Genomic DNA, 3,643 nt, shown 5'->3' with positions numbered 1-3,643 from the left:
TGAATAAGCGAGATACCAGCGAACACATTGAGCAATAACATCGATGGGGTAATGCAGGCGTTTAAAGGCTTTTTGTATCAGAGGCATTATCAGATAACATCACAAAGAAAACAGCATGTTACCTAACAACGCCTTAATGGTGTCGTTCCGGTGAACTCATCTTCTCAGCTTAATTTCAGCAGGTAATATCAGCACCATCTTCCCGACTTACTCTGATGGAGCTAACCAGTGTCGAAACAACGATGGTTCATTGAGCAAAAAACTCATCACGTCACCAGTTGGCGGGCCAGTGGTCTTACCCGCAAGCAATACTGCGATCTCAACGATATTCCCTTCACCACCTTTCGTGAATGGCCCCAGGATGTCGCCAGGGCTGAACGGCGGGCAAACGAACCTGCCGTACTGCCTGTTCACATCGCCGAACCCGCGCACCACGCTAGATCCGTTTTACCAATGACGACTGAACCGGTTACGCTCTTTCTACCGGGCGGGATACGCATGTGTTGCCATCCTTCACAACTGACTGATGTATTCAGGGCCCTCAAATATGCTCAGTCCTGAGAATGTCTTCCTGGCGGTGAAACCCGTGGATATGCGCCGGGGGATCGACACCCTGACACAGTATGTTCAGGATGAGTTAAAATCATCGTGGCATGACGGTGCCGCTTTCGTCTTCACCAACAAGGCCCGTTCGCGCATCAAAGTGCTGCGCTGGGATAAATATGGCGTCTGGTTGTGCACCCGGCGTCTGCATAAGGGGCATTTCCGCTGGCCACGAGCAAATGACACCGCCTGGTCCCTCACGTCTGATGAGTTTAACTGGCTTGGCTTGTCAGCGGTGTTGACTGGCAACAGATAAAGGGCCATGACCTCGCAAAATGGGTATTCAGCAATGCGCCAGGATCGTTGCATAAATTAGATATAACCTTGTGAAATATAATGGATATCGATGCCAGATGCGGTATAATTACCCGCATGGATATCTCCGTTCTCACCACCACAAATGACATCGAACAGCTTCGCACTCTGGCGCTTGCCATGGTGCAAAAGTGATGACTGAGAACGAAGAAAAAGAAAAGCTTCAGCAACGTATCCGGCTCCTGGAGGAAATGCTGAAACTGGTACGCCAGCAGCGCTTCGGAAAAAAATGCGAGACGTTGGCCGGGATGCAGCGTTCTCTGTTCGAAGAGGATGTGGATGCCGATATCGCTGCATTGACAGCCCATCTGGACAAGCTACTGCCCCCCTCCGCTGAAGAAGAAAAAACACCCCGCTCACAACCTGCCCGCAAACCGCTCCCGGTACACCTTCCACGTCGGGAGATCGTCATTGAGCCCGACTCGACCGAAAGCTGTCCTGACTGCCAGGGCACACTGCGCCACATCCGGGATGAAGTGAGCGAAAAGCTGGAATATATCCCGGCACGCGTTGTGGTTAACCGGTATGTTCGCCCGCAGTACAGTTGTGCCTGCTGTCAGCGGGTGGTCAGCGGTGAAATGCCTGCGCACATTATCCCGAAAAGCCTGGCTGAGCCGTCGCTCATTGCGCAGGTGGTGATCAATAAACACTGTGATCATATGCCGCTGTACCGCCAGCAATCGGTTCTGGCCCGGTCAGAGATAGACCTGTCCGTTAGCACAATGGCAGATATGGTCGGGCATGCAGGGGCGGCACTGGCCCCGCTGGCAGACGCGTTGCACCGGATGTTACTGACGTGCGATGTGCTGCATGCCGATGAGACGCCCCTGCAAATCCTGGACACCAGAAAAGGCGGTAAATCCAGCCAGGGTTATCTGTGGGCTTACGTTAGTGGCGAACGGAGTGGCGTGCCTGTTGTGTGCTTCGACAGTCAGCCAGGGCGCGGACACGAATACCCGGAAAACTGGCTTCAGGGCTGGAAAGGTAAACTGGTTGTTGATGGTCATAAAGCTTACCGGACGCTGGCCAATAAAGCTGCCGGCATGACTCTGGCCGGGTGCTGGGCCCATGCCAGGCGAGGCTTCGCCGACTTATACAAAGCCAATAAAGATCCACGCGCCACAATAACCGTGAAAAAAATCGCGGGGTTGTACAGGCTGGAAAAGAGAGTGGGCCACCGGCCGGCGGATAAGATCCGACAGTGGCGAAAACGGTATGCGAAACCGATAATGGATGATCTGTGGTCCTGGCTTACAGAGCAGGAGGTAGCATGCCCTCCCGGAGGAGCTTTACATAAAGCCATCGTCTACACGCTGTCGCATCGCGTGGAGCTGAGCGTGTTCCTGAATGATGGCGCGGTGGCGCTGGACAATAACATCTGCGAACGAGCGATCAAAACCGTCGTCATGGGCAGAAAGTCATGGCTGTTCGCGGGGTCCCGAATGGCGGGAGCACGAGCAGCACAGATAATGAGTCTGCTGGAAACGGCAAAGCGAAATGGTCAGGAGCCGCACGCATGGCTGACGGATGTTCTGCAGCGGTTACCGGGCTGGCCGGAGGCGCAACTGAACGAGCTGTTGCCGTTACCCGGATTCACCTTCGCGAACGGACAAGAGGTGACACAACAGGAGGGCAATAAGTTGTCGCCAGACTCACGATCTCCTGACGACGGTGTTGCCTCCCTGACACCGTAAATGCTGAAAATCCCGGGAACTGCGGGGCTTCAGCGCATAATCTCAACTTGACTCAGTCCCTGCGTTAGAGCGGCTAAATACCCTACCCAGTACCCCATCTCCTGACAACGGCTTCCCCAGGTAACCTGAGGCAAATGCCAGCCGGGCTGTCAATATGAGTTCACCGGAACGACACTCTGTACGTAAGAGGGTGGCTTATCGGACAGAGCTATCATCGGGAAACCAAGACGGCGGCACCATTAGCAAACAGTGAAAATGCGGGTGTGCGCTACCATCTGCCTAGCCTATATCATGACAATGCCACACGACATTACTCTTCGTGGCATATTATTGCCCCGGCTGTATATGCCCCGAGCACCGCTGCCCAGCCCCGAATTTCCTGCGAAATTTTAACCTCCTTCAGGTTAACTCTCCACAGGCTAGTCGCCGTCAGGTCAGCCCCCCTCAGGTCAGCCCCCCTCAGGATCGTCCTTGTCAGGTTAACCCCCCTCAGGTTAGTGCTCCTCAGGTCAGCCCCCGTCAGGTTAGCCCCCGTCAGGTTCGTCCTCGTCAGGTTCGTCCTCGTCAGGTTCGTCCTCGTCAGGTCAGCCTCCGTCAGGTTAGCCCACGTCAGGTCAGTCCCCGTCAGGTTCGTCCTCGTCAGGTTCGTCCTCGTCAGGTTCGTCCTCGTCAGGTCAGCCCCCGTCAGGTCAGCCCCCGTCAGGTCAACCCCCGTCAGGTTAGCCCACCTCAGGTTCGTCCTCGTCAGGTCAGCCCCCGTCAGGTTCGTCCTCGTCAGGTCAGCCCCCGTCAGGTTAACCTCCCTGAAGGCGTCATTCGTTTTTCCGGTTATCTCTCTATACAGCTCCAGCAACAGACGGGTCATCTCTGCATGGGATGCATTGATGGTGGCGGGCAGGTGTTCCGCCCCCCCTGGTGCTAGTGCACCGGTCGCTGCGTTTGTAACGTTTGCCTGTATCCCGCTATCACGGATTGTTATACCAATAAGCTGGTCCGCGTTACCCGGATCACGAAACTGGCACTCTAGAGCA

At 55.1% G+C, this 3,643-nt stretch carries 2 protein-coding genes and 3 pseudogenes; 3 read left to right on the top strand and 2 right to left on the bottom strand.

From position 1 onward, the window contains the following. Positions 1-87 (bottom strand): annotated as a pseudogene (locus ACRDCA_RS24265) (IS6 family transposase); the annotation flags it as partial. A gap of 141 nt (positions 88-228) precedes the next feature. Here ACRDCA_RS24265 and tnpA point away from each other — a divergent pair. The 3 genes and pseudogenes from tnpA to tnpC all read left to right on the top strand — a co-directional run. Further along, the gene (gene tnpA, locus ACRDCA_RS24260; RefSeq protein ID WP_438691844.1) at positions 229-561 is read left to right on the top strand and encodes an IS66 family insertion sequence element accessory protein TnpA; all 333 of its coding nucleotides are present in this window, start codon (positions 229-231) and stop codon (positions 559-561) included. Continuing rightward, positions 548-933, top strand: a pseudogene (tnpB, locus tag ACRDCA_RS24255) (IS66 family insertion sequence element accessory protein TnpB). The gene tnpA and the pseudogene tnpB overlap by 14 nt, the downstream one beginning before the upstream one ends. A 42-nt stretch (positions 934-975) precedes the next feature. Continuing rightward, positions 976-2,522, top strand: a pseudogene (gene tnpC, locus ACRDCA_RS24250) (IS66 family transposase); the annotation flags it as partial. Positions 2,523-2,922: 400 nt separating this feature from the next. On the opposite strand, the gene ACRDCA_RS24245 reads toward tnpC, so the two are convergent. After that, the coding region (locus tag ACRDCA_RS24245; RefSeq protein ID WP_438691843.1) for a pentapeptide repeat-containing protein at positions 2,923-3,643 on the bottom strand (721 nt) is incomplete at its 5' end.

Source organism: Serratia sp. (in: enterobacteria), from assembly GCF_051654945.1.
In the GTDB taxonomy this organism is placed as follows: domain Bacteria; phylum Pseudomonadota; class Gammaproteobacteria; order Enterobacterales; family Enterobacteriaceae; genus Chania.
The sequence above is the reverse complement of the archived record's forward strand: the minus strand, read 5'-3'. Positions and strand labels throughout refer to the sequence as shown.